At 47.3% G+C, this 25,787-nt stretch carries 23 protein-coding genes, 1 rRNA gene and 1 riboswitch; of the genes, 2 read left to right on the top strand and 22 right to left on the bottom strand.

The annotated features are described in order from the left end of the window. Window positions 1–13 precede the first annotated feature (13 nt). The 18 genes from UQ64_RS29075 to UQ64_RS28990 all read right to left on the bottom strand — a co-directional run bounded on the left by UQ64_RS29075 (window position 14) and on the right by UQ64_RS28990 (window position 21,114). On the bottom strand, window positions 14–1,309 hold the full coding sequence (locus UQ64_RS29075) for an SEC-C metal-binding domain-containing protein (protein WP_060626917.1): 1,296 nt from the start codon (window positions 1,307–1,309) through the stop codon (window positions 14–16). Window positions 1,310–1,595: 286 nt separating this feature from the next. Further along, window positions 1,596–2,861 (bottom strand): phosphoribosylamine--glycine ligase, encoded by a 1,266-nt coding sequence (gene purD / locus UQ64_RS29070; RefSeq protein WP_060626916.1) that lies wholly within the window; start codon window positions 2,859–2,861, stop codon window positions 1,596–1,598. Window positions 2,862–2,884: 23 nt separating this feature from the next. After that, a complete protein-coding gene (gene purH / locus UQ64_RS29065) occupies window positions 2,885–4,432 on the bottom strand; it encodes a bifunctional phosphoribosylaminoimidazolecarboxamide formyltransferase/IMP cyclohydrolase (RefSeq protein WP_060626915.1) in 1,548 nt (515 codons plus the stop codon). A gap of 161 nt (window positions 4,433–4,593) precedes the next feature. Then, window positions 4,594–5,211 (bottom strand): phosphoribosylglycinamide formyltransferase, encoded by a 618-nt coding sequence (gene purN, locus UQ64_RS29060; RefSeq protein WP_060626914.1) that lies wholly within the window; start codon window positions 5,209–5,211, stop codon window positions 4,594–4,596. After that, window positions 5,211–6,251 (bottom strand): phosphoribosylformylglycinamidine cyclo-ligase, encoded by a 1,041-nt coding sequence (purM, locus tag UQ64_RS29055; RefSeq protein WP_060626913.1) that lies wholly within the window; start codon window positions 6,249–6,251, stop codon window positions 5,211–5,213. The genes purN and purM overlap by 1 nt, the downstream gene beginning before the upstream one ends. A 270-nt stretch (window positions 6,252–6,521) precedes the next feature. Further along, window positions 6,522–6,917 (bottom strand): hypothetical protein, encoded by a 396-nt coding sequence (locus UQ64_RS29050; RefSeq protein WP_060626912.1) that lies wholly within the window; start codon window positions 6,915–6,917, stop codon window positions 6,522–6,524. Window positions 6,918–7,159: 242 nt separating this feature from the next. Next, complete coding sequence (gene purF / locus UQ64_RS29045; RefSeq protein WP_060626911.1) at window positions 7,160–8,656, bottom strand: amidophosphoribosyltransferase; 1,497 nt, start codon at window positions 8,654–8,656, stop codon at window positions 7,160–7,162. Further along, window positions 8,641–10,887: a phosphoribosylformylglycinamidine synthase subunit PurL gene (gene purL / locus UQ64_RS29040; RefSeq protein ID WP_060626910.1), complete on the bottom strand. Its 2,247-nt coding sequence runs from the start codon at window positions 10,885–10,887 to the stop codon at window positions 8,641–8,643. The genes purF and purL overlap by 16 nt, the downstream gene beginning before the upstream one ends. Continuing rightward, window positions 10,865–11,554, bottom strand: a complete 690-nt coding sequence (purQ, locus tag UQ64_RS29035) for a phosphoribosylformylglycinamidine synthase subunit PurQ (protein ID WP_060626909.1) — start codon at window positions 11,552–11,554, stop codon at window positions 10,865–10,867. The genes purL and purQ overlap by 23 nt, the downstream gene beginning before the upstream one ends. A 5-nt stretch (window positions 11,555–11,559) precedes the next feature. Beyond that, on the bottom strand, window positions 11,560–11,805 hold the full coding sequence (gene purS, locus UQ64_RS29030) for a phosphoribosylformylglycinamidine synthase subunit PurS (protein WP_036680912.1): 246 nt from the start codon (window positions 11,803–11,805) through the stop codon (window positions 11,560–11,562). 127 nt (window positions 11,806–11,932) lie between these two features. Then, complete coding sequence (locus tag UQ64_RS29025; protein ID WP_060626908.1) at window positions 11,933–12,823, bottom strand: phosphoribosylaminoimidazolesuccinocarboxamide synthase; 891 nt, start codon at window positions 12,821–12,823, stop codon at window positions 11,933–11,935. A gap of 378 nt (window positions 12,824–13,201) precedes the next feature. Further along, window positions 13,202–14,497, bottom strand: a complete 1,296-nt coding sequence (gene purB, locus UQ64_RS29020; RefSeq protein WP_060626907.1) for an adenylosuccinate lyase — start codon at window positions 14,495–14,497, stop codon at window positions 13,202–13,204. 5 nt (window positions 14,498–14,502) lie between these two features. Next, window positions 14,503–15,681 (bottom strand): 5-(carboxyamino)imidazole ribonucleotide synthase, encoded by a 1,179-nt coding sequence (gene purK / locus UQ64_RS29015; protein ID WP_060626925.1) that lies wholly within the window; start codon window positions 15,679–15,681, stop codon window positions 14,503–14,505. Between the two features lie 53 nt (window positions 15,682–15,734). Beyond that, window positions 15,735–16,220, bottom strand: coding sequence for a 5-(carboxyamino)imidazole ribonucleotide mutase (purE, locus tag UQ64_RS29010; protein WP_060626906.1), 486 nt, complete (start codon window positions 16,218–16,220; stop codon window positions 15,735–15,737). A gap of 215 nt (window positions 16,221–16,435) precedes the next feature. After that, window positions 16,436–16,537: riboswitch (purine riboswitch) on the bottom strand. A 228-nt stretch (window positions 16,538–16,765) separates the two neighbouring features. Beyond that, the gene (locus tag UQ64_RS29005; RefSeq protein WP_042184737.1) at window positions 16,766–17,200 is read right to left on the bottom strand and encodes a universal stress protein; all 435 of its coding nucleotides are present in this window, start codon (window positions 17,198–17,200) and stop codon (window positions 16,766–16,768) included. 40 nt (window positions 17,201–17,240) lie between these two features. After that, complete coding sequence (locus tag UQ64_RS29000; RefSeq protein ID WP_042193264.1) at window positions 17,241–17,504, bottom strand: DUF1294 domain-containing protein; 264 nt, start codon at window positions 17,502–17,504, stop codon at window positions 17,241–17,243. Between the two features lie 112 nt (window positions 17,505–17,616). Next, the gene (locus UQ64_RS28995; protein WP_280818270.1) at window positions 17,617–18,696 is read right to left on the bottom strand and encodes an MFS transporter; all 1,080 of its coding nucleotides are present in this window, start codon (window positions 18,694–18,696) and stop codon (window positions 17,617–17,619) included. Window positions 18,697–18,978: 282 nt separating this feature from the next. Further along, window positions 18,979–21,114: a DNA topoisomerase III gene (locus UQ64_RS28990; protein ID WP_060626905.1), complete on the bottom strand. Its 2,136-nt coding sequence runs from the start codon at window positions 21,112–21,114 to the stop codon at window positions 18,979–18,981. A gap of 127 nt (window positions 21,115–21,241) precedes the next feature. Between UQ64_RS28990 and tsaA the strand changes: the two genes are divergently transcribed. Together tsaA and UQ64_RS28980 are read left to right on the top strand one after the other, a co-directional pair. Next, window positions 21,242–21,688, top strand: coding sequence for a tRNA (N6-threonylcarbamoyladenosine(37)-N6)-methyltransferase TrmO (gene tsaA, locus UQ64_RS28985; RefSeq protein WP_060626904.1), 447 nt, complete (start codon window positions 21,242–21,244; stop codon window positions 21,686–21,688). Between the two features lie 50 nt (window positions 21,689–21,738). Then, window positions 21,739–22,656: an AraC family transcriptional regulator gene (locus tag UQ64_RS28980; protein ID WP_060626903.1), complete on the top strand. Its 918-nt coding sequence runs from the start codon at window positions 21,739–21,741 to the stop codon at window positions 22,654–22,656. A gap of 106 nt (window positions 22,657–22,762) precedes the next feature. Here the strand turns inward: UQ64_RS28980 and UQ64_RS28975 are convergent, their stop codons facing one another. From UQ64_RS28975 to rrf, 4 genes are all read right to left on the bottom strand, one after another. Continuing rightward, window positions 22,763–23,953 (bottom strand): DUF4179 domain-containing protein, encoded by a 1,191-nt coding sequence (locus UQ64_RS28975; protein WP_060626902.1) that lies wholly within the window; start codon window positions 23,951–23,953, stop codon window positions 22,763–22,765. Beyond that, complete coding sequence (locus UQ64_RS28970; RefSeq protein WP_060626901.1) at window positions 23,928–24,515, bottom strand: RNA polymerase sigma factor; 588 nt, start codon at window positions 24,513–24,515, stop codon at window positions 23,928–23,930. The genes UQ64_RS28975 and UQ64_RS28970 overlap by 26 nt, the downstream gene beginning before the upstream one ends. Before the next feature lie 183 nt (window positions 24,516–24,698). Continuing rightward, window positions 24,699–25,454: an acyl-[acyl-carrier-protein] thioesterase gene (locus UQ64_RS28965; RefSeq protein ID WP_060626900.1), complete on the bottom strand. Its 756-nt coding sequence runs from the start codon at window positions 25,452–25,454 to the stop codon at window positions 24,699–24,701. A gap of 238 nt (window positions 25,455–25,692) precedes the next feature. Further along, window positions 25,693–25,787 (bottom strand): 5S ribosomal RNA (rrf, locus tag UQ64_RS28960); the annotation flags it as partial.

The raw sequence follows: 25,787 nt of genomic DNA, 5'->3' as shown, positions 1-25,787 counted from the left end.
GATCTGAATTCTACTAATCCTGTTGCTTCAGCATCCACTTCAGCAGATCAGGTAGACTTGTCCACAAACGCGAGTGTACAATCACATATTCGATAGCTTCGTTAGCGTCGCCCATTCCCACAAAATCCGGAAGGTTATGCGGCAATCTCTTGATCCCTAATAAATAATCCGGCACATGCTTATTCACATTCCGCGCTACGCGGTACAGCATTTTAAGTTGGGAAGTAACCCCATTCTTCTTATATTCTAAGACCATACGGTCGTAAGCTACCGTTGCAGCAGCATCATCCCCGAATTTCGCCAGTACTTGTTCTGTCTCATCCAGCTTATTGCTGTAGAGGTATGCCGCGGTCAGAAGGTAACGTGCACCTGTGTTATCGTCTGGGTTTAGCGTTAAAATATGCTCAAGCGTCTTTGCGGCTTCTTCCGCATTTCCGCCGAACCAGCAAGAGTCAGCGTAGCTTTTGCAGATACGGATGTATGGACGCGTCTCGTGGAGGCCCCAGAAATATCCTTTGTGCTTAGCGAAAAAGGTTTCTCCAAGCTCGCGTTCACCAGCTTCCATCCCTGCTTTCAGAAAAGCACGGGCATCTGTTTCGTTCTCTGCTTCCTCCGCTAAAATGAGATATGCATCTGGGCTGTTCGGATAAACCTCTAGCGCGGCTTCAGCTAACTGAATCCGACGTTTGGAGGAATTGGTTTCGAACGCCTTTTGTAATAGTGCCCGCTCCTGATCCTTTGGAGTCCCTGAGACATTCAACAGAAGTAATTCTTCCTCCGCACCACCCATGCCATATTCCTCAATATAGTTGAGCATCTCTTTAACCTTTCTAGAGATAGTAGGCGTAGTAACCTCATGTTTGGTGGCAAGATTCACTTGCGTTAGGGAGAAGCCATATTCCTCAGACAAAATAAATTCGATCGCCGCGCAGAAAGAGCCCATTTTCTTCACAGCAGGCTTAGTCTTACGGGAATAACCATTCCACAGAACTAGAGCTTCCCAAATAAGCTCTCTATCATAGCTTTCTCTCATGCTCTCAATGAGGTGCAGCGCCAGTTGTTCATGTGCAGGATGCTCCCATTTCAGATCACGTGACACTTTTTTTCTAAGCGTAGCAAGCGTAAGCTTTACTTCAGGCTGTGCTACGGGTTCCTGTTTTTCAGCCACAGTCTCGCTAGCTGCCGCTTCTTCCTTGGTTACAAGTCGCATGATCGATTCTACTGCAGAAGTCTCTTTACCAAGACAGCATTTCTTATATTTTTTCCCGCTTCCGCAAGGACACAAGTCATTTCTTCCAATCTTACTCAAAACGAATTCCTCCTTAAATCTGTGAGTAGCCATTCGCCATAAGCGTATCGCTAGTATGCACTATAAGTATCATCATTTCCAGGCACGAGGCATCCTTTATAAGGTTACTTCACAGAGTCTGAAGGACTCCGATTTAAAAGGGCCTTCCCATGATCGGAAAGACCCTTATCTGTATATATCCGCACATTTTCCCCCGTACGTGTAGTATTATAGCACTTCTTCTATCACTTGTCAGTCCTTTTTTAGGACTTTAAGCGCAAAAAATGCTAGATACAGTTCTTTATCCTTATACCAAAGCCTTCATAGCGATGTCGCTGCGGCTTTGTTTCCCGGAAAAAGAAATTCCTTCAGCCGTAGCGTAAGCTGCAGAACGCGCTTCAGCAATCGTTGCACCTAGGCCTACCACGCCTAGTACCCGACCGCCATTCGTTAGCCAGCTTCCGTCTTCACCACGTGCCGTTCCGGCATGGAAGATCAGCCCTCCTTGGCTGTCTTCAAGACCTTCAATCGGTACACCCTTTGGATATGGGCCTGGATATCCACCCGAAGCGAGAACTACGCATACAGCCGCTTCGTCGCTCCATTCAATCTCGATATCTGCAAGTCTACCCTCAGTGACCGCCAGAAAGATTTCTAGCAAGTCACTCTTGAGTCTAGGCAACACGACCTGTGTCTCAGGATCACCGAAACGAGCATTAAACTCAATCGTCTTAGGTGTACCCTCTGGAGAAATCATCAGGCCTGCGAACAGTACACCGCTGAATGGACGTCCTTCGTCCACCATGGCTTTTGCTGTCGGCTTAATGATGGTCTCGATTGCTTCTTGGATAATAGCCTCATCAATATGTGGCAAAGGCGAATAAGTACCCATTCCGCCAGTATTAGGACCTTTATCCCCATCGAACACGGGTTTATGATCCTGAGCAGCAGCCATAGGACGTACCGTCTCACCATCGACAAAAGCCAGAATCGACATTTCCTGTCCAGCTAGAAATTCCTCAATAACAACCTGAGCGCCCGCCTCACCGAATACCTTAGTGACCATAATATCAACGAGCGCTTGCTCTGCTTCTTCCAATGAATAAGCAACCGTCACGCCTTTTCCAGCGGCCAGTCCATCTGCCTTGATTACGATTGGAAGCGGCTGTTCCCGCAAGTAAGCTAGCGCAGCTTCATATTCGTCGAACTTCTCGTAGGCTGCTGTCGGAATATTATATTTATGCAGCAGATCCTTCATAAAGGTTTTGCTGCCTTCGATCTCAGCCGCGTTCTTACGTGGGCCAAACACAGGAATATCCTGCGCTTCAAAAGCGTCCACAATCCCAGCAGCGAGCGGATCATCTGGTCCGATTACAACAAGACCTACTTCCTTCTCTTTTGCAAAAGCCGTCAGGCGATCGAACTCAAATACTCCGATCGGCACACATTCGGCTAACTGCGCAATCCCGGCGTTGCCGGGTGCGCAATAGATTTTACCTGCCTTGGGGCTTTGGGATAGACTCCAAATAATCGCATGTTCCCGGCCGCCGCCGCCAACCACTAAAATATCCATCCGAATATGATCCTCCCAGCGTTCTAGTGTTTGAAATGACGGACGCCTGTGAAGACCATAGCAATACCATACTCATTCGCGACCTTGATCGATTCCTCGTCTTTAATGGAGCCGCCTGGCTGAATAACTGCAGTAATGCCCGCTTTGGCTGCCATTTCAAGCGTATCTCCCATTGGGAAGAAGGCGTCAGAGGCAAGGACTGATCCTTTGGACTTCTCTCCAGCTTGTTCAATGGCAATTTTAGCTGCGCCGACACGGTTCATTTGTCCTGCACCTACGCCAACAGTCATATCATCAGCAGCCAACACAATCGCATTAGATTTCACATGCTTAACTACTTTCCATCCAAACAATAGCTGTTTCAATTCTTCTTCTGTTGGTTTACGATCCGTAACGACTTGTAGATCATCTGGGTTCACAGAGTGCACGTCGCTCTCCTGTACAACCATTCCTCCATCAATGGAGGTTACTACAAAGCTGCTCTTACGCGCACTAGCCGTACTAAGATTACCGATTTTAAGCAAACGTAGATTCTTTTTCTTCGTAAGGATTTCCAGAGCTTCTTCCGTAAAGCCTGGTGCCAATACGATTTCGAGGAAAATATCTTTCAGCAGGTTCGCTGTATCTGCATCAATAATGCGGTTTGCTGCTACAATTCCACCAAAGATGGACGTTGGATCCGCGTTGTAAGCTTTTTGATAAGCTTCGTATACACTTTCACCCACACCTACACCACAAGGGTTCATATGTTTAACCGCTACGACAGCAGGCTCTTCAAATTCTTTCACGATTTGCAACGCTGCGTTAGCATCGTTGATATTGTTGTATGACAACTCTTTGCCGTGCAATTGCTCAGCCGCAGTGAGTGTATCCAGTGCTGCCAATGGCTTACGATAGAAAGCCGCTTTTTGATGCGGATTCTCGCCATAACGCAGATCCTGAATTTTCTCATAAGTCACGGTGTAGCGCTCTGGTAGAGGCTCGCCAGTAACGTTAGCCAAATAATCGGAAATCAAGGCATCGTAAGCCGCCGTATGACGGAACACTTTTGCCGCAAGACGTTTGCGTGTTTTTAGCGTTGTATCTCCACCTGCGCGAACCTCTTCAAGTACAGTAGCGTAATCATTAGCATCCACCACTACACTTACAAAAGCATGGTTCTTCGCTGCAGAACGCAGCATCGTAGGTCCGCCAATATCGATATTCTCGATGGCTACCTCGTAGGATACGTCAGGTTTTGCGATCGTTTCCGCGAACGGATACAGATTCACTACCACCAGATCGATATAGTCCAGACCAAGCTCCTTCATTTGACGCGTGTGCTCCTCGTTATCACGAACCGCAAGCAATCCGCTGTGTACAGCAGGGTGCAAGGTTTTGACACGTCCGTCCATGATTTCCGGGAATCCTGTCACATCGGAAATCCCGATGACTGGAACACCTTCTTTAGCCAAAAGCGTGCTTGTTCCACCTGTAGAGATGATTTCTACGCCTAATGCAGACAACTCGCGGCAAAAATCCACGATACCTTGTTTATCCGATACGCTGACTAGCGCTCTTTTGATACTCACTTTTAATAGTCCTCCTTCAGGTTGTACATGCGATTTAATATGAAGAAAACCCACAACGCGACACATAACGCCGCTTATGCAATATTTCCCGAGAAATACCCTGAAACATCTCGGTCTGTCACCAAATGTCGATCCAAAACTTCGAATGGCTGCGGTGCAGCTTACTTTTCGCGGATAATCGTCTTTCTTCCACTCAGTTCCACTTTCCCGCTGGCAAAAGCGCCAACCACTTCGGGATACAGCTCATACTCAACCTTATGAATACGTTCTGCCAATGAATCCGCCGTGTCGTTATCCTGCACAACTACGCTGCGCTGAGCAATAACAGGCCCGGTATCCATACCTCCATCGACAAAATGCACAGAAACACCCGTCAGCTTCACACCATAATCCAACGCTTGTCCAATTGCATCTTTTCCCGCAAAAGCAGGTAGCAGCGATGGATGAATGTTAATAATTCGTCCAGCATACGGCGTTAAAAGCACTGGCGTAATAAGACGCATGTATCCTGCCAGCACAACCAGCCCAATTTCCCGCTGCTGAAGCTCTGCTACAATCTCTGCTTCGTAGAGTTCACGGCTGGCGAAGTCTTTTGGCCGCAGCAAGAGGGCGGGAATGCCCGCATCCTCCGCACGCTTAGCTACAGGTGCCTCAGGCTTGTCGGATACAAGCAATTCAATATTGCCTTCACCAAGCAAGCCCGCTCTCTGTGCATCGATCAGTGCAGCAAAATTACTGCCTTGCCCAGAAGCAAAAACAGCGATTCGACTCAATTGCATCACACTTCAGCTCCAGTAAAGGTTACTTTGCGTTCCCCTTCTGTTACTTTACCAATGATATAAGCCTCTTCTCCGCTTGCTTTGAGCAGTTCAAGAGCACGTTCTCCATCAGCAGCACTAACCACCAGAACAAGTCCAATTCCCATATTAAAAGTAGTAAACATATCACGGTTGCTTACGTTTCCTTTGTTCTGCATCAATCCGAAGATCGGCAGAATCGGCCACGATCCGTAATTAATCTCCACATCTACACCGTCAGGCAATACGCGCGGGATGTTCTCGATGAATCCGCCACCCGTAATATGTGCCATTCCTTTTACCGGAAGCTGCTCGAGCAGCGCCAGCAAAGGCTTTACATAAATCTTTGTTGGTGCAAGAAGTACATCCACAAGCGGAGCTCCAAGCTCCGGAAGCACATCATTCAGGCCATAGCCATCTTCCTCAAGCAAAAGCTTACGCACCAGCGAGAAGCCGTTACTGTGCACGCCGCTGGAAGCCAGACCAATCACTGTATCTCCCACTGCGATGGTAGCGCCTGTTACCAGCTTCGCTTTGTCAGCTACGCCCACTGTGAATCCAGCGATATCGTACTCGCCCGCTGAATACATGCCCGGCATTTCAGCCGTTTCACCGCCAATCAGCGCACAGCCTGCTTGATGACAACCCTCTGCGATTCCTGCTACGATCGCTTCGATTTTCTCCGGCACGACTTTGTCGCAAGCCAGATAGTCGAGGAAAAAGAGCGGCTCTGCGCCTTGTACTACAATGTCGTTCACGCACATAGCCACAGCGTCGATCCCAATCGTGTCATGGCGATCCGCCGCGAATGCGATTTTGAGCTTCGTGCCTACACCATCGGTTCCCGATACGAGCACTGGCTCTTCATATTTATCTTTATTGAGGCCAAACAGCGCTCCGAACCCACCAAGATCCGTCATTACTTCTGGACGGTAAGTACGTTTTACGTGCTTTTTCATGCGTTCTACCGCTTCGTTACCAGCCGCAATATCCACTCCGGCGTTTTTATAAGCTTCCGACACTTGGGACACCTCATCTTTTAATTAGTTTAGAGCGCGTTTGCGGGGGCATTCGGGATTTGAGGTGGTTGTAGGAGAGTTATTGCAAGGAATGTTTGGACTTCCGATCGCTGTTATGTTTGGATTTCCTGATTTAAACCGCTCTTCGCGGTAGAAATCCAAACATAAAGGCGAACGCTACGCCTCTACAGTTCCAAACTTCCTCTCCATAACTCCCTCTAACCACCGGGTTCACCCTACTGCAAGCCGCGGTTCGCGCCTTGCACACGGACCTCAAGACCTCGGTGCATGAGCTGCGCCATACACCTCTTCTAGCGAGACAAGCGCGTAACGCATTTGCGCAGCAAACAGGGACGAGCTTGGGGAGCTGCTCTTGGCGCTTAGCGCGCAGCCGAGCGCCACCTTAGCGAGACAAGCGCGTACCGCATTTGCGCAGCAAACAGGGACGAGCTTGGGGAGCTGCTCTTGGCGCTTAGGGCGCAGCCGAGCGCCACCTTTAGCGAGACTAGCGCGTAACGCATTTGCGCAGCAAACAGGGACGAGCTCGGGGAGCTGCTCTTGGCGCTTAGGGTGCAACCGAGCGCCACCTTTAGCGAGACTAGCGCGTAACGCATTTGCGCAGCAAACAGGGACGAGCTCGGGGAGCTGCTCTTGGCGCTTAGGGTGCAACCGAGCGCCACCTTAGCGAGACTAGCGACTAGCTTGGCGAGCCAGTCCCGGCGGCGGATGCAGCCGGGGGGCGGAGCGCCGTAAAGCGTGTCCCGTCCATGCGTAGCACACAGGGACAAAGCGGGCACTCGTACCCAAGTCTTCTTAGCAAGTTATAACCCAACTCCTACCGCCGAGCTTTCGGGTGGCCGGAGGGCAGAGCCCTTCGGAATCCCCCTTTGCAAGGGGGACTTAGGGGGATGTCAACACGAGCAGCCGTCTTTCTCAGCCCCGCCAAAATCAACCTGCGTCGGGTAATCATTATCGAAGCAGGAAAGGCATAACCCGCCTTTGTAATCATCTTTGTTGTGACCACCAATGGATGAGATTAAGCCTTCCGGTGACAAGAATGCCAAAGAATCGGCGTTGATCTCTTCGCACATTTCCGCAATGGTCTTGTAGGACGCGATGAGATCGCGGCGGTCTGGGGTATCAATGCCGTAGAAGCAAGGATTCTTGAAGGGCGGCGATGTAATCCGCACATGTACTTCAACGGCTCCCGCTTCACGAAGCAGATTGACGATCCGCCGTGAAGTTGTACCACGCACGATGGAATCATCGATCATGACAACACGTTTGCCATCAACCACACTGCGCACGGCGCTCAGCTTCATTTTCACACCTTGCTCACGCAGCTCTTGGCTCGGCTGGATGAAGGTCCGGCCTGTGTACTTGTTCTTGATGAGCCCAAGCTCATAAGGAATGCCCGTCTGCTCCGCAAATCCAATCGCTGCCGAGATACTTGAATCCGGCACACCAGTTACGAGGTCAGCATCTACGAAAGCTTCTAATGCCATTCGGCTACCCATCCGCTTACGGGCGGTGTGCAGGTTAGCGCCATTCATATCACTGTCTGGGCGAGAGAAGTAAATATACTCCATCGCGCACAGCGCTTTACGTTTGGGCTCGGTAAAACGATCCTCTAAGAGGCCATTTTTATCGAGCACGAGCAGTTCGCCAGGTTCGATATCGCGAACCAGCTGAGCTCCGATTACTTCTAAGGCGCAAGATTCGGAAGCAAAAATATAGGCATCGCCGATCCGTCCCATTACAAGCGGACGCAAACCATGGGAATCCGAAGCGACAATTAATTTGTCATTCGTCATGAGCAGAAAAGCAAACCCGCCAACCAGTTGTTTTAGCGCATCCTTAGCCGCTTCAACAAAATCCTTTGACGAACGCGCAATCAGATGCGCCAGCACTTCTGTATCACTTGTGGTTTGGAAGATCGATCCGCTTTGCTCTAGCTGTTTACGAATCAACGGTTCATTTACTATGTTACCGTTCGTAGCAATCGCCAAATCACCGTCACGATATTTGAATACGAGCGGCTGTGCATTGGTTAAGCGGCTGTCTCCGCTGGTGGAATAACGTACATGCCCGATGGACATGTCTCCCACCAGCGAGGCAATTTTGTCCTTGTCGAATACTTCTTTTACTAACCCCATCCCGCGGTGATAGTTGAAATCACGACCATCTGCGACGCAGATGCCCGCACTTTCTTCCCCACGGTGCTGTAAGGCGTGCAAGCCGTAATAAGACATGGACGCCGCTTCCGGGTGTCCGAAGACCCCGAAAACGCCGCATTCTTCTTTTAATGTGTCAAAAATATCTCCCGAGCCCGTTCCTTCATTGTAAAAGTCACCAGTCCACAGGATAGGAGTCTCCTGCTCTTTCCCGGTCTTTATTTCATAAGACATGGAATAGCATCCTCCCAAACGAATTTCAATTCTGCTACAGCTTCATCTAATACGGATGCACCGTCCAGATTTACGCGCAGTCTGTCTCCACCTACAGTTCCGATGATTTCCACTGGTACGCCGCTGGCAGCAATCGCTGCTTTCAGCTCTTCCGCACGTTCAGGCGCTGCCGTCAGCACAATGCGTGATTGGCTTTCGCTGAACAATGCTACATCGGATCTAAGTCCATTAGCAGATAGTTCAACGTTCGCACCAACGCCACCGCTGATACAGCTCTCTGCAAGTGCTACAGCAAGGCCGCCTTCGGACAAGTCATGTGCCGAACGCACCAGACCGCCGCGAATCGAGCTAAGCACTGCGCTCAGCAGTTTTTTCTCAGTAGCCAAATCCAAAGCTGGAGGACGACCTTCCGTTACACCATGAACGGCATATTGAAATTCACTACCACCAAGCTCAGCTTTTGTTACGCCAAGCAGAAGGATGGAATCTCCTTCTTGTTTGAAGCCTTGAGTCGTAATATGATCCGTATCCGTTACTAAACCAACCATGCCGACAACCGGCGTTGGGTAGATGGATCCCGTAGTATTTTCGTTATAAAGACTGACATTCCCGCCGATAACCGGAGTATCCAGCACACGACAAGCTTCAGCCATACCATCAACCGCACGTTCCATTTGCCAGAACACATCAGGTTTCTCAGGGTTTCCGAAGTTTAGGTTATCGGTAATAGCAAGCGGTTCAGCACCCGAACAAACGATGTTACGAGCCGCTTCGCTGACTGCAATCCGTCCGCCCACTTCAGGATCAAGATAAACGTAGCGCCCGTTACAGTCCGTGGTCATCGCAAGTCCTTTACGTGTACCATGAATGGTAACTACAGCCGCATCAGATCCAGGTCGAACAGCCGTACTAGTCCGAACCATGTAATCATATTGGTTGTATACCCAAGCTTTGCTTGCTACGGTTGGTGATCCAAGAACAGTACGAAGTGCGCCGCCTAGATCTGTAACTTCCGCGTAACGAAGCGTATCTACCGATTCATTTTCTACATAATAAGCAGGAACCTCAGATGGTTTGTTATAGACTGGACACTCATCCACAAGCGCTGTTACTGGCATATCACCGACAACCTCACCGTGATGATACAGCTTCAAGCGACCATCATCCGTAACTTTACCGACCTTACAGCAGATTACACCCCAGCGATCAAAAATCTCTTGCGCCTGAGCTTCATCCTTCGGTTCTACTACGAACAACATCCGTTCTTGCGATTCCGAAAGCATCATTTCATAAGGGGTCATGCCATCTTCACGTTGTGGCACCTGATCAAGATACAGCTCCAGACCGTTGCCCGCTTTACTTGCCATCTCGGCACTAGAGCAGGTAAGTCCAGCTGCACCCATATCCTGAATCCCAATAACGATGCCGCTATCGATCAATTCCAGGCAAGATTCCATTACGAGTTTCTCCATAAATGGATCGCCTACTTGTACAGCTGTACGTTTAGCTTCTGACTCTTCACTTAGTTCCACGGATGCAAAAGTAGCCCCATGAATTCCATCACGTCCAGTAGGAGGACCTACGTAGAAGACCGGGTTCCCTACCCCTTTAGCGACACCACGCTGGATTTTATCATGATCAATTAGACCGACACACATTGCGTTAACAAGTGGGTTACCGTCATAGCTATCATCAAACATGATTTCGCCGCCCACGGTTGGAATCCCGATACAGTTACCATAACCAGCAATGCCAGACACGACATGCTCGAACAAATACTTCACACGATCGCTTTCCAACTTGCCGAAACGCAAGGAATTCAGCAGTGCGATAGGTCTTGAGCCCATGGAAAAAATATCACGAATGATGCCGCCCACGCCTGTTGCCGCACCTTGGAAAGGTTCTACCGCAGACGGGTGGTTATGACTTTCGATTTTGAATACAACCGCTTGGTTGTCTCCGATATCTACAATCCCTGCGCCCTCTCCGGGTCCCATTAGGACACGTGGTCCAGTAACTGGGAAACGTTTCAATAATGGCTTCGAGTTCTTGTATGCACAGTGTTCGGACCACATTACGCTGAACACGCCGATTTCAGTATAGTTCGGCAAGCGTCCCATAAAAGACTTGATGAGCTCATATTCGCTGTCCGACACACCGAATTGGCTGTAAATTTTCTGCTCCGCGATCTGTTCTGCGGTCGGTTCCTTAACGGATACTTGCTGCGTCATGACGATCCCTCCAAGTCTTCAGTATAGATGTGAACATCCGTTTGCCATCTTCTGATCCGAGTAAGCTGTTAGCTGCACGCTCAGGGTGAGGCATCATGCCGACTACATTACCCTGCACATTACTAACACCCGCAATATCAGCTACAGAGCCGTTTGGATTATCGCTGTATGTGAACACGATCTGATGGTTAGCTTTCAGTTCTGCTAAAGTCTCTTCATCACAGTAATAGTTACCTTCACCGTGAGCGATCGGGATGATGATTTCTTCATCCTTAGCATAGTCAATAGTAAATGGGGTTTCGTTATTAACAACCTTAAGCACTGTATCATGACAACGGAACTTCATGGACATGTTACGACGCAGCGCGCCTGGCAACAAACCAGCCTCAGTAAGAATTTGGAACCCATTGCAAATGCCTAGCACGAATTTGCCTTGCTCTGCTGCTTTAGCAACTTCAACCATTACAGGAGCAAATCTTGAAATCGCGCCGCAGCGCAGGTAATCACCATATGAGAAGCCGCCTGGAACCAAAATGCAATCATACGCCGACAAATCTGTCGCTGTATGCCACACATAATCGACTGGTTCGCCGAGACTGTCCTCTACCGCCTTGTAGCAATCAATATCACAGTTAGAGCCTGGGAAGACAAGTACAGCAAATTTCATGTCGTTTAGTCCTCCAATTCGTAGCGGTAATCCTCGATCACCGTGTTGGCAAGTAGCTTTTCGCACATTTCCTTGAGACGTACTTCTGCTTCAGCACGGTTATCCGTGTCCAAAGTCAGCTCCATATATTTCCCAATACGCAAACTTTCAACTTCTTGAAAACCTACTGAATGAAGTGCTCCTTGCACCGCTACACCTTGTGGATCGAGAACGCTTTTCTTGATGGTGACATATACCGTCGCTTTTAACATATGCTTGTAGTTCCTCCTAAATTTTTATGTGTATATACTTTCTGAAAGCTGAAACTCTACTAAAAGTAACTCTAGCTTAAAAAACACATACTTAATTTATTCCCATGAGTAAACACACAATGTTGAGCTATAAAGACTTGCCAGTAAGACGATGATAAATGTCCAGATAACGGCGCGTAGTTTCTTCAACTACTTCTAGCGGAAGTGGATCAGGTTTGCTATTTTTATCCCAGGAGGATTCAGATAGATACGTACGAACAGGCTCTTTATCCATGCTATCAATTTCGATATCAAGAGCATATTTGTCCTTGGCCCAGAAACGAGAAGCATCCGGCGTAAAAATCTCATCAATTAGAATCACCTTGCCATCCAGCAAGCCGAATTCGAATTTACAATCTGCAAGAATGATTCCCCGCTCAGCACAGTACTCTCTGGCAAAAGAGAACAACTGCAAGCTCTTCTCCCGCAGCTCAAGTGCTAGATCAGCACCGATTAACTCCTGCATTTTTTCAAAAGGAATATCCTCATCATGACCTACATCGTTTTTAGCCGCAGGGGTAAAGATTGGCTGTGCCAGCAGCGCATTTTTGCGCAAATCCTTAGGAAGCTCAATACCATTCACTTTGCCGGTTTCTTGATACTGTCTCCAGCCCCCACCAGTGATGCACCCACGCACAACACATTCGATGTCAATGCGCTCCGCTTTGCGTACCACCATAACACGGTTTCTGAGTGCCTCTTTGTCCTTAACGATGTCTCCGAGCAGATCCACATCGATATGAACGACATGATTCTCCATCCGCTCTTTGGTCTTTCCGAACCAGAACGCACTCAGACGGTTAAGCACATTACCCTTTTCAGGTACCGCTGGGTCCAGTACATAGTCAAAAGCAGATATCCGATCCGTAACGACGATCAGTACATTCTCCCCTAAATCGTACAGCTCACGAACCTTTCCTTTATAGAGCAGCGGCGCATTGATGAGTTCCACGGCTGTGGATACGGCCGACGATGTCATGACCTTTCCTCCCTTGAACTAATGATCTTGATTTATATCTGCGTAAAAGTCGCTCCAAGCTCGAATTATTCTTCCGAGGAATTGTGAAGTCTGAAATAAAGATCTGGTTAAACGGGACCACTGCGAGAAATGTTTGGACTTCCGATCGCTGTTACCCTCAGATTTCTTGATTTGAACCGCTTCTCGCGGTAGAAATCCGAGGATAAAGGCGAACGCTACGCTTCTACAGTTCCAAAAATTCTCTTCGTTCCTTCTTCAACCTTAATCCATATTGCAAACCTCATACCATCCTGCTCTACTGAACAATTAAGCTCTTTCCACAACTCTTCCGCCTATTTATTGCTGCGCTCCTTAGTTCACCACTAACCTATCTTTTTTTTAGATAAGCTCTAGCTTGCGGAAGATGGTGTCCACATGCTTAAGGTGCCAAGAAGGGTTAAATGCATCTTCAATTTCTTCCGGGGTAAGAACGTTAGTGATTTCAGGTGTAGCTTCCACGATATCGCGGAATTGTTTTTGCTCTTCCCATGCTTGCATAGCACGCGGTTGAACGGTATCGTACGCTTGCTCACGGCTAAGGCCTTTGTCGATCAGTTTAGTCAGGATCCGACCGGAGAAAGGAACGCCGAAGGTACGGTTCATGTTACGCTTCATATTCTCTGGGAATACAGTCAGGTTCTTCACGATGTTTCCGAAACGGTTCAGCATGTAGTTGAGCAGCATTGTCGCATCCGGAAGGATGATACGTTCCACAGAGGAGTGCGAGATATCGCGTTCATGCCAGAGTGGCACGTTCTCGTAAGCTGTAACCATATGTCCGCGAATCACGCGGGACAGACCGGAAATATTCTCGCAGCCAATGGGGTTCCGTTTGTGAGGCATAGCGGATGAACCCTTTTGACCTTTGGCAAAAGCTTCTTCCACTTCACGAATCTCACTCTTTTGCAGGGCGCGGATTTCAGTAGCGAATTTGTCTAACGAAGTCGCTACCAAAGCAAGAGCAGCCATGTATTCAGCGTGACGGTCACGCTGCAGAGTTTGTGTAGAGATTGGAGCTGGGCTTGTGCCAAGCTTGCGGCAAACGAATTCTTCTACAAAAGGATCGATGTTAGCGTACGTACCAACGGCACCGGAGATTTTACCGAACTGCACTCCATTCGCAGCATGGCGGAAACGCTCCAGGTTACGTTTCATTTCTTCGTACCATAGTGCCATTTTCAGACCGAAGGTAGTTGGCTCGGCATGAACACCATGCGTACGGCCCATCATCGGCGTATCCTTGTAAGCAACAGCTTTATCTTTAAGGATCTCAATAAAGTTGATGATATCCTTCTCAAGAATTTCATTTGCTTGACGCAGCAAGTAACCTAGCGCCGTATCTACCACGTCAGTAGAAGTAAGACCGTAGTGAACCCATTTGCGTTCTGCACCAAGGCTCTCGGAAACCGCACGTGTAAATGCGATAACGTCATGACGAGTCTCTTGTTCTATTTCATCAATGCGTGCGATGTCGAATTTAGCGTCCTTACGCAGTTTATCTGCGTCTTCGTGCGGGATTACTCCCAGCTCAGCCCATGCTTCACAAGCGCAAATCTCAACTTCCAGCCACGCTTTGAATTTATTTTCCTCCGTCCAAATAGCTCGCATCTCAGGTCTGCTGTAACGTTCGATCATATTCTTTAGTTCCTCCAAAGTTTAGATTGCTCCACCCAGGACAAGCCGTCTCCGGTATCCTTGCAGAGCAGATTGATATGGCCCATCTTGCGGCCGGTCTTACTCTCAGTCTTGCCATATATATGAAGCTTAGGTACAACACCCAGCTTATTATCTTTTTCGTCCTGTGTACAGGTCGCTTTAATGGCGCCATCCAAATGCTGGCCTAGTACATTTACCATAACTACAGGTGTCAAAAGCGTTGTATCTCCCAGCGGTAGATTACAGATCGCCCGGACATGCTGCTCGAACTGTGAAGTCGTGCAAGCATCCATGGTGTAGTGTCCGGAGTTATGCGGCCTTGGTGCCAGCTCATTGACGAACAATTGTCCATCCTCTGTGACGAACATTTCCACCGCCAGTAGCCCAACCGCATCAAGTCCAGCGATTAATGTCTCTGCCAATTCGCATGCTCTAAGCTGAATCTCCTCTGACACTCTTGCAGGCACAATCGACAGATGCAAAATATTATTCACATGAATATTCTCAGAGGGAGGGAAGCTCTTAACCTCTCCAGATGCACTGCGTGCTACAACAACGGATATTTCACACTTGAAAGCTACAAATTTCTCAAGCACCAGCTCCGGGATTACCTCACCTGGCGCTACTTGCCGGAAGGCTTCTTCCAGCTCTTCTTCCTGACGGATCACGGCTTGTCCCTTACCGTCATAACCGCCTGTGGCTGTCTTCAGCACACAGGGAAGTCCAAGTTCAGCCGCCGCCACTTTCAGCTCCGCAAGGCTATCCACCTTCCGGTACGGGGCGACGGGTACGCCTGCCTCCTCGATGGCGGCTTTTTCGCGCAGCCGATGCTGCGTCGTATACAGCAGCGCGCTGCCCTGCGGCACGTACGATTCCTCCGTCAACAGCGCGGCAACTCCCGCATCGACGTTCTCGAACTCGTACGTGATGACGTCCGAGCGGCGGGCTAGCTCCCGCGCCGCGTCCCGGTCGTTATACGCCGCTGTAATCTGCGGCGTAACTTGACCGCTAGGCGCATCCGGCGCAGGGTCCAGCGCCACGAAGCGGTAACCCATGGCGCTGCCAGCCAGCGCCATCATCCGCCCGAGCTGCCCGCCGCCGAGCACGCCGACGGTCGCGCCGGGCAGTAGCGTCCGGACGGTGTCCGTGCCGGACGCATCCATAGCGGCTGGCGAGTTAGCACCGCCATCCTCCTGCAGCTTCAGCTCCTCCGGTCTCATAAGCTGTCGCTGCTTTCAAGGACTTCATCGCGGATCGCATCCCGCCGCAGCTGCGCGCGCTGCTGCACTTCTGGATCGAACGCTCCGATAATCTGTGCGGCCAGGAGGCCCGCATTAATGGCTCCTGCCTTACCAATGGCTACCGTTGCCACTGGAATGCCTCCTGGCATCTGCACGATGGAGAGAAGCGAATCCAGTCCATTAAGCGCCTTCGACTGCACTGGCACTCCAATCACAGGCAGGATCGTCTTTGCTGCCACCATACCCGGCAAATGCGCGGCACCACCCGCTCCCGCAATAATGACGCGAATGCCCCGGCCCGCTGCTTCCTCCGCATAGCTGAACATTAAGTCCGGCGTCCGGTGCGCAGATACTACCTTCTTCTCATAAGATAATCCCAGCTCTTCAAGCACCGTACAAGCGTGCTCCATCGTATCCCAATCCGATTTACTGCCCATGATAACAGCTACCTGCACAGACATGATTCGACCTACCTTCCGATCACTAGTATGGATATCTTTATCTTGTGAATTAGAATAAAAAAAGCCCGATGACCAGACGCATTTTGCTGCGGGAGGATCGGACTAATAAAGAAATTAGGAAAAAATAAAATAATCCGCTTGCCTATCACTAGGCTGCATTAAGCGCGGAAAACGGCACAATGCATCACTCCGTTACTCGGACCGCATTGCTGCATTCTATCATCCTATTTCCTCGTAGTCCGGTAATTTACGGTTCCCGGGTAGAAACTTCCGGGCCATATCCCCGGTTTTATACGAGTTGCTCATGACATCAGTTTAACAATCCCCTACACAGGATGTCAACTCAAACACGAACATTGGTAAATTCCGATTACTAAATGTTCGCTTTTAGGCGTATTTAAATTCTCAATAGCCACTTATTTTGATGATAAAGACTTCTTTCCGTACACTCTTAGCTCTAACAACAGATGTTATATTAAGCGTAAAACTTATACTTTCTTATATTTGAAAAAAGGAACGCCATAAGCGTCCCTTTCAACTTTATATTATTTTACTACCAACACCGGAATGCGAGCGCTTTGTACTACATTATGACTCACACTTCCCAGGACAAATTCACGTATTCCGCCAAGTCCGCGGCTGCCGATAACAATTACATCTATAGCATGTTCCTTAGCATATTTCAAAATCACTTCAGCGGGAGATCCTTGTAATAGCTCAACCTCAGCATTCAAGCCTTCAGCCTCAAGGCGTCCCTTCACCTCTTCTGTAGTCTGCACTGCTAAATCATAATATTCTTTATTTACTGAAGCCGGTAGTGGTGCTAGAGCTTCTCCGATAAAAAATCTTGGGAATTCAAATGCGTGAACGACATGCATCGTAGAGCCCGGTGTTACTTTTGCGAGTTCAATTGCGCGCTCCAATGCTTGATTAGAAGCCTTAGATCCATCATAGGCGAGTAAAATTTTAGAGAATAACATGTACGCCACCTCTTTTTCTAGTTTGTAATCATTAAGACTATCACCTTAAAAAATAGCTGTACAAAAAGATATTCAGCAACAGAAGTAACGGAATTCCGATCCTAAAGGACATATGTCGCGTCTTGTGGCGCTTACGATACATGGCAATCAGCACGCCTAGTGCCCCGCCCATAGCTGCCAGCAGAAAAAGTGTCTTCTCAGGTACACGTTCTCGCCGTTTACGGGCTTTGTTCTTGTCTTCGGACATCACTACATACCCGATAATATTAATTACCACAAACCACAACATTATAACCTTGACCATTCTCCCGGGCTCTCCTCCTTGCTTCCTATCTATCTCTATTATATTCCTCTTTTTCACAAAAAACCAATCATCCTTACACGCGCTGATAACTTCGCAACCCGCCTCTAACGTTTCACTGCTTCGCATCCTTCATCCATATCCATGACAACACTGCAGCCAGCCCCGCCGCAATTCCACCCAGCCAGAACCCTCCGATCAAACCATACAGAGCACTCATCCAGCCTGCCACGAACGGCCCCGCCGACATACCTACCGCATAGACAGCCTGATAGAATCCCATAGCTGTTGCTCGTTTATATGGATCTACTTCTGACACCGACTTGCCTAGCAACAATGGAAAAATAAGTCCCTGCATAAATCCGTTTCCTACCTGAGTCAGACAGAGCATCGCTAACGTCGGCATAGAAGGAATAAGTAGTGTAAACAATGCACTTCCCGTGAAGCCTATGAGAAGCGTTCCCCTGTCTCCTAGCAGCCTACCAAATGTCCGTGAGCCATAGAGGGTCGCGACAGCATGCGGAATCATAAAAGCGAGCGTCAGCCAGCCCAAGCTTTCTTTGCTTGCTCCGATGTTCAGGGCTTGGTTCGGAGTATATCCGAACATCGTTATGAATAGCACACAGTGTGCCAATACAGACAGGAGTGAAACTCTTACCAAGAGCGGTTCCTTCATAACACCCGCTAGATCCTTGAGCTGGATTGCACTTTTCCGTTTCTCCTGTTTTTGTTCAGGCAATCGCAAAGCAAGCAACAACGCCGCAATCGCTACAATTCCACCCATCAGAAACGGGGTATTCCAGCCCCAATGCTCCACCATATAGCCACTGATCATCATACTGGTCAATTGGGCGATTACCGTAGTGAATTGCAGCATGCCCATCGCTTTTCCAGCTTCCTCTTTCGGGAAATATCCTGCGAACATTACCGTGTACACAACCCATGCCGAAGCCGCTATACCGGATACCGCACGTGCTGCCAATGCCCAACCAGGCTGTGCTCCCCACATAAAAAGAAAGCAACTGGTCCCGCTCGCAATCAGTCCCAAATAGATAAACGGCCTCCGCCGATTCAAATAATCCGAACCGATGCCAATCGGCAGTCGGAACAGAATCTGCATTAACCCGTATACGCCAAGCACCATGTCCACCATAAAATATGATGCTCCCAAATGCTCTACATAAGGGGAAAGCACCGGAACCTAAATATAAGAAGAGAACCAGAACATAAATACAATAACGAGAAAGAAAAACCTGCTACCACCTTGCCCCTGTGGGCTATCTGCTGCTTTTAGTTGATCCACTTGTTGTTCAGCTCCACCCCAATCACCTGCTCTATGTATTTGCTTAACATTCTAATTCAAAGCCTATCTGTAGACCACAAAAACTTACGCCGACAGAAAAAAGGCTACTGAGATACTCAGCAGCCTTCATTATTTAAGCAGAAGTTAGTAGCAACAACGGGTTGGCCTACCTCTCTACTTATCCTTCTTTTGCCCTTCAAGCGCTGCTTTCAGCAGTTCCCCCAGGTTAGAGCCAATGCTTTCTTGCTTACTATATTGCTGCACCAGCTTTTGCTGTTCACGTTTATTAACATGCTTGTGGTCTTTATCCAAGGTTTCTGTGATGCCACAGCCCAGACATTGTACGAACATACCTGCTTTACCCTCTTTAAGCTCCATTTTCTTATGGCACTGAGGGCAGCGGCGATTCGATAGTCTTTTCTCTCCGGCGCGGGTATAACCACAGTTATCTGCAGGGCATACAAGCAGCTTACCACGTTTGCTCTTTTTCTCCAGTAGTCTTGTACCGCATTCCGGACAATTACTGTTCGAGACATTATGCGGTTTGTATTCTGCTCCACTAGTTTTGACGCCTGTCACCAGTTCCTGTGCCATACTGCGAATGCCTTGTAAGAAGAGCTCCGGTTTTCCTTGACCACGCGCTATTTTCTCCAGCTCAGCTTCCCAGCGCGCGGTTAGATCCGGTGTCCGTAGCTGAGTAGATACCAACTCAATCAGCTGCTTACCCTTTCCAGTCGGATGCAGCAAATTCCCTTGGCGTTCAATGGTATCGGAGCTTACCAGCTTCTCGATAATATCCGCGCGGGTTGCCGGGGTTCCCAGTCCGTGCTTCTCCATTTGCGTCAAAAGCGAAGCTTCATTATAACGCTTCGGTGGCTGTGTTCGTCCAGGACGCACAATACAGCGGCCAATCGTGACAGTTGCCCCTTCGCGCAGCTCAGGCAACTTTACACTGCCAGCTGCTGGCTCATCCGATGATTCCTCGTCGTCATCGTTACTCATATCTCCGCCGTACGCTTCACGCCAGCCAGCATCTTTTACTGTCGTCCCTTTCACATGGAAGCTCTCACCTTCCACGTTGATGTTGACAGCTACCACATCATAACGAGCTGGTGGGTAGAACAAACTGATAAAACGTCGCACAATCAGATCATACAGCTTACGTTCTTCAGTACTCAAACCATTTAACAATACGGTCTGCTCTGTCGGAATAATGGCATGGTGATCACTTACTTTACTATCATCCACGATCCGCTTCGTAATCTGCAACGGTTTACGAAGCAGTGGACGTGCCAAAGCTGCATATGGGCCGACAGCCACACTGTCCAATCTTTCCTTGAGTGTGCCTGTCATATCTGAAGTTAAATAACGACTGTCCGTACGCGGGTAAGTGACAAGCTTGTGCTGCTCATATAACCGCTGAAGTACACTGGAGGTCTGCTTCGCGGAGAAGCCGAACTTCCGGTTCGCATCACGCTGCAATTCAGTCAGATCATAGGCGAGTGGATGAGGCTCACTCTTTTCACTCTTTTGTACCTTTATAATACGTCCGTTGCGTCCAGTAAGCTTATCCTTAAGGCTTGACGTCTTGTCCTTTTCGAATATCCGCCCATCTCCATTACTAGCCCGCCAAGCCGCTTGGAAATCTCCGAAATCTGCAGTCAACGTCTCAAAATCAACGGAACGGAAACTCGTAATCTCCTGTTCACGATCCATGATCATCCCTAATGTCGGCGTTTGCACCCGTCCTGCGGAAAGCGGCGAACCAAACTTACAAGTCAAAGCCCGCGTAACATTCAGCCCAATCATCCAATCCGCCTCTGCTCGGCAACGTGCAGATTCATACAGACGATCAAATTCCCGACCTGGGCGGAGCTTTGCGAATCCCTCTTTAATCGCCTTATCAGTCTGCGAGGATATCCATAGCCGCCGGAATGGCTTTTTCCACCCTGCCATATTCATAATCCAGCGAGCCAGCAGCTCCCCTTCACGGGCAGCATCTGTAGCAACAATAAGCTCCTCGATGTCCTGACGCTTCATTAGATGCTGCACGGCTTTGTATTGCTGATTTGTCTCCCGCAGCACCTTAAGCTTAGCTTTCTCCGGTAAAATCGGCAAATCCTCCAAGGCCCAAGTTGCAAACTTCTTATTATAATCCTCAGGCTCTGCCAGGCCGACCAAATGACCAAGTGCCCAGGTAACCACATATTTTGGACCTTCAATATAACTCTTCTGTTTATTATTACATCCCATGACTCGTGCGATCTCGCGTGCAACAGACGGCTTCTCCGCCAATACTAATGTCTTCATAATGCTCCCCTTTCCACATCAAATTTCATTATATCATTAAATGAATGTTAGCAAATATCGTCAGGCTTTACCGGGTGACTCCGTTATACACTAAATAATATCTGATACCCGAAAGGAGTCATAGTCAATGAACGAACAAGAAAGCTATAATATAGTACCTATAGGTTGGGTTACAGGTATGCCAAGTAATTTGCGACTGGAAATCAAACCGGAATTTAGCCCGGCGCTTAGAGGTTTATCTCAATTTAGTCATTGCCAAGTGCTTTGGTGGCTGCACGAGTTTGCAGCTGATCATTTCCGCCAGACTACACAGATTAAGCCTCCTTATGACGAGACAATAACTGGGGTATTCGCTTCACGTTCTCCTATTCGTCCTAATCCAATTGGTCTTAGTGTAGCATCGATCCTCTCTGTCGATGAAGCTTCTGGCATCGTAGAGGTGGCTGGGCTTGATACCTATCCTGGAACACCAATTCTCGATATCAAAGCCTATTTTCCTAGTACAGATCGCGTAATGGAAGTGACTGTTCCGGGTTGGGCTGCTAATTGGGGGGACTGGACAACAAATAATTGAAGTAATCATGTTGGATACCATTTCTAATAACTGTTATGGGAGGGCATCTCTTGAACAATCGCCAACTAATCAATCAAGCATTAGATCTCATTGAGGATCGCTTAATAACGTTTCTTCCTGTAGCTGTCCTCTCCAAAGAAATGGGATACTCACTTTATCATTTCACCCGTCTATTTCAAGCAGTCACTGGGATAGCACCCGGCGACTATATAGCCAGACGCAAAATCACTGAAGCAGCCTTGGACATTCATCGAATGCCTGAACGCTCACTCCAGGACATCTCATTAGACTATAACTTTAGTAATTATGAGACCTTTACTCGTGCCTTCAAAAGAATGCTACACACGACTCCCTCTCTTGTCCGAAAAAGACTTACGGAAACGAAACTCCCTTTGCTCCCTAGACTATATGAACAGGATCTACTTCAAGTCCTTTCTAATAGTAATCTCTCCCCCCAGCTCGTTGATTTTGGGGAAATTGTACTTCAAGGACCCGTAGTTAAAGTAGACCATGATTTCTCCGTCATTTCTGATACTTGGCCTTTGCTTTTCAACAAGGTAGCTTCTATATCTGATAGAATACAACCTGAACAATATTATCAGCTTGGCTTCTGGCCAGACGACTATGAAAGTAATGGATTTTCGATCATGTGTGCCTGCCAGTTAAACCCTATATATTCGGACAAGAATCGGGAATTTCCCGTGCATATATTGCCACCCATACGTTATCTAAAATTCATCCACAAGGGCCGCTCTTGTGATATCCCTTCTACGTATAAATATATTTACGGAATCTGGCTGCCGAAAACAGAATACAGGATATCCATTCCATTTGAATTGGAATATTATGGTGAATTTTACCTTGGACCAGATAACGAAAACTCGGTGAGTGAAATCTATATTCCATTAGAATTTTCACAAGAAGAGACTACGTTGTCGTCTTTTATAAATGACAACCGTTTCTCTTAGAAATATAAAGATATTATAGTTGTTTAGCTTATAAATTCTTATCTTTTAACAAAAAGCCCGTATCTGCTATGCAGACACGGACTTTTTTTGGTTATGGGATTAATAGTTATTCTTGCTCCACTTGAATCGTTTGTTCAAGCTCAGGATAATAATGTTTAACTTGTATTCCTTCTTCATCTCTTAATGCTTTATGGCTCTCATCAATGGAGTAAGTAAACGGCTTAACTGTAATTGTTTTTGGTGTTTGTGGGAACGGACTGAAATCTTTGTCTACCATAGGATAGACTATAGCCGGCAAGTTGAATGACCCACTCGAAGAAAATGCATTGCCTAGTTCATCAACAATTTCATAGAACATTTCAGAGGTTGTGTATCCATCCTTTTCTTTCACAGTTGGCGCTTTACCTTCTTCTCTGAGCTGTAATCTGCTTGTTGCTGGAGTTAATTCCAGCTTGGTAATCCTATAACTGAATTCTTCTGCCTCTTTTGTTTGGTTCAGATCAAGCTTGATAATTCCTTCCGTTACTTTTTTCACCGGTACCTTGATTTCAAAAGGCTCTGCGATTTGTGTAACCGGCACAGTGATGCTTAATTCAAATTCATTCCCCAAAGCCTCTACATTATTTAGATTTCTATAATCGTATAATATAGCATTCTTTTTCCCCTCAACATCACCAAAAGACGACATTTGGCTCTCCAGATTCTTTCCATTCGGCAATTTCACTTCTGCTGAACCCAACAACCCTTTTTCGGACTGGTTCATTGTCACTTTCGCATACTGCTGTTCTTTTACCTCTGGATCGAATTCAATCGGTTCAATAAACATTTCTGCCATCATCTTATCCTTATCAATGCCTTCCCGTTCAATCGCAAAAGCCAACCGCGATCCGTCATAATAGGCATCGGTAACCTTCAAAGTCACTCCATCATGGGTGACACTTAGGTTAGGCGCAGTAGATAATCCTTTTTCTTCAGCAGCATTTAGACCTTTATCGTCAATACCCTTAAAAATACTTCCTACAACAGGAATCTGCTTCAACGTTTCAGCCATGACGGGGGATATAAATCCGCTACCGATTATTCCCGCACCCAACACTGCTGCTGCCGCGGCAGCCACCAATGATTTTTTCAGGAAATCATTCCCACCTTTTCTTGACGCTCGTTTTTCCATTCCCTCGTCTCCTATTCGCTTCATAATTGAATCGCTGAAACTCTCTACCGGCATTTCATGATTTTGGAACGTTTGACGAATGTGCTCCATCTTCTGACTTTCAGTTGGATCTTGCCATTTCTCCATGAGGGCTTCCTCCTTCATTCATTCTTTGCCGGACTAACTTTTTGCGTAGACGTTCAAATTTTTTGCGTAAAGTAGCTGAATTACAATCCATAATCTGACCCATTTCTTCAAAACTGTACTGCTCTACCACCTTAAGAATCAGAAGATTGCTCTCTTCAGCTGTCAGATCATCCATAAATAACTTCTGCAATGGCTCCTCATCGTTAGGATTATAATAGGCTTTCGGCTGCTGCTCTTTATATAGCGACAAGAGACGGTTTCTTCGTTTGCGTTTGCGAACCTGATCCAGACAATGATGATAGGCCACTTTATAAAGCCATGCTCTAAAAGAGACTCGTTTCTCATAACGTCTGAGTTCCTGATACACTTTTACAAATATATCTTGCACAGCATCCTCTGCTTCTTCATGACTTCTCAAAATATAATAGCAATACGTATAAATCTTTCTTTCATAGGTTTGTATTATAGTTCTATAGGCTTCGCGGTTACCCGCAAGAACCTGATCAATAGCCTCTTTAATTATTGTTTGATTCACTTGGACCCCGGGGCTGCGACGTTCCAAAGAATCACCTCCTTGTTATTGACTACAACTATATAACGAATGTGATCCCTTTAATTGTGACAGGCTCAAAATTTTTTCCAAATATGTTATAAACATCATCTGTTTTTCAATAAAAAAAGCGACTGCCCCGATTGATGTTCGGAGAAATCGCTTTTATAATAATATTCCATATTTATAAACTTTTTACTTATTTGCATCTTTCAACTCAATACAAGCTTCAAAAAATACAATATCACTATTCTGGCCACGGACAAATATACCATCATCCGTTAAAGCTGAACGTAAAATAGTCAGTTCATCCCCAAACTTAGCTTCTTGTAAATAAGTGATCCGGAAGCGTTTGAATTCTGCATTATCCCATTCCGCTAAACTGAGCGCATCACAACATAAATCCCCGTATCGGGCATTATTCAAATGTCCATTGCTATCCAGCCCACTATATCTTACCTGATACCGATAAGCTTCATCCATAGTGATATCAGAAGGGATCGTTACCTTGACAGGCATATCACCTACTGAATCGCCATTATAATGCTTAACCTGAACTGGAAGAGCGTTCGGTCTGAGTATCTTTCTTTTCTCAATATCTACTAAAGCCCATATGGATCGTGCTGTGGCGATCTCTATATGATCTGCATCGAAAATACGATAATCCCGTTGCCACAGCGCCCCTCTAGTGCCTTTACTCCAGGTATGTACGCTAAGTACATCATTCGGGCGGGGAATACGCTTAAAATCAAGATCTAACGTAATCATCATCCAGCCCATTCCTGCGTTCAGAATTTCTTCCACACTTATCCCCAAATTACCCACTGCGAAGTCTGCCGCACATTGCATGATATCCAGAATAAAGGATAACTTACCCTGCGAACGATAATCCGTGTCGCTCGCATGTACAGAAAAATCTTCTATCCACACAAGATTGCTACTGTTGTCCATTGTTTATCCTCCTTCCATGCAAAATATCCTTGCATTTACTTGAAGTATCCACATATACCACTGCTCTATCCACATAAATTGGGGACTACTTTCAATTTTGAATATATTTTATTATTTCATCCACATGTTAGTAACTTTTATAATTTCGTTAATTCACCATAACTTATCCACATTATTTAAATTCAACGATAAAGGGAACAAAAAAGCCATTGTTGATAAATCAACAATGGCTTCGTGTGCTTGGCAACGTCCTACTCTCCCAGGACCCTTCGGTCCAAGTACCATCGGCGCTGGAGGGCTTAACGGTCGTGTTCGGGATGGGTACGCGTGGAA

Source organism: Paenibacillus etheri (assembly GCF_001012825.1).
GTDB classification, from domain to species: Bacteria; Bacillota; Bacilli; order Paenibacillales; family Paenibacillaceae; genus Paenibacillus_AQ; species Paenibacillus_AQ etheri.
This window is presented reverse-complemented; position numbering and strand designations above follow the sequence as displayed.

Bases quoted from the DNA above. Each gene is read 5' to 3' on its own strand.
- purN (WP_060626914.1), bottom strand. From the start codon at position 5,211: ATGCAATTGAGTCGAATCGCTGTTTTTGCTTCTGGGCAAGGCAGTAAT.
- purB (WP_060626907.1), bottom strand. From the start codon at position 14,497: ATGATCGAACGTTACAGCAGACCTGAGATGCGAGCTATTTGGACGGAG.
- purL (WP_060626910.1), bottom strand. From the start codon at position 10,887: ATGACGCAGCAAGTATCCGTTAAGGAACCGACCGCAGAACAGATCGCG.
- purS (WP_036680912.1), bottom strand. From the start codon at position 11,805: ATGTTAAAAGCGACGGTATATGTCACCATCAAGAAAAGCGTTCTCGAT.
- purE (WP_060626906.1), bottom strand. From the start codon at position 16,220: ATGTCTGTGCAGGTAGCTGTTATCATGGGCAGTAAATCGGATTGGGAT.
- UQ64_RS28975 (WP_060626902.1), bottom strand. From the start codon at position 23,953: ATGGAGAAATGGCAAGATCCAACTGAAAGTCAGAAGATGGAGCACATT.
- UQ64_RS28990 (WP_060626905.1), bottom strand. From the start codon at position 21,114: ATGAAGACATTAGTATTGGCGGAGAAGCCGTCTGTTGCACGCGAGATC.
- purQ (WP_060626909.1), bottom strand. From the start codon at position 11,554: ATGAAATTTGCTGTACTTGTCTTCCCAGGCTCTAACTGTGATATTGAT.
- purF (WP_060626911.1), bottom strand. From the start codon at position 8,656: ATGTCTTATGAAATAAAGACCGGGAAAGAGCAGGAGACTCCTATCCTG.
- UQ64_RS29025 (WP_060626908.1), bottom strand. From the start codon at position 12,823: ATGACATCGTCGGCCGTATCCACAGCCGTGGAACTCATCAATGCGCCG.
- UQ64_RS28965 (WP_060626900.1), bottom strand. From the start codon at position 25,454: ATGGACAACAGTAGCAATCTTGTGTGGATAGAAGATTTTTCTGTACAT.
- purD (WP_060626916.1), bottom strand. From the start codon at position 2,861: ATGGATATTTTAGTGGTTGGCGGCGGCGGCCGGGAACATGCGATTATT.
- purK (WP_060626925.1), bottom strand. From the start codon at position 15,681: ATGGATGCGTCCGGCACGGACACCGTCCGGACGCTACTGCCCGGCGCG.
- UQ64_RS29000 (WP_042193264.1), bottom strand. From the start codon at position 17,504: ATGGTCAAGGTTATAATGTTGTGGTTTGTGGTAATTAATATTATCGGG.
- UQ64_RS29005 (WP_042184737.1), bottom strand. From the start codon at position 17,200: ATGTTATTCTCTAAAATTTTACTCGCCTATGATGGATCTAAGGCTTCT.
- tsaA (WP_060626904.1), top strand. From the start codon at position 21,242: ATGAACGAACAAGAAAGCTATAATATAGTACCTATAGGTTGGGTTACA.